The organism is Streptococcus oralis (assembly GCF_001578945.1).
Classification (GTDB): domain Bacteria; phylum Bacillota; class Bacilli; order Lactobacillales; family Streptococcaceae; genus Streptococcus; species Streptococcus oralis_Q.
Map to the genome: position 1 here is coordinate 1 of NZ_KQ969676.1, position 231 is coordinate 231.

Here is a 231-nt window from a genome sequence, read left to right on the forward strand (position 1 = left end):
TTGCTCAAGCTTGTGCTTGCTGATTGGCTCGCACTGATTGAGGCACTTACGCTGTTGCTCAAGCTGGTGCTTGCTGATTCAGATGCACTGATTGATGCACTTACGCTGTTGCTCAAGCTGGTGCTTGCTGATTGGCTCGCACTGATTGATGCACTTACGCTGTTGCTCAAGCTTGTACTTGCTGATTGGCTCGCACTGATTGAGGCACTTACGCTGTTGCTCAAGCTGGTG

1 pseudogene is annotated in these 231 nt (G+C 50.6%); it reads left to right on the forward strand.

Annotation, left to right across the window (positions count from 1 at the left end):
* A pseudogene (locus tag SORDD16_RS12185) lies at positions 1-231 on the forward strand (hypothetical protein); the annotation flags it as partial.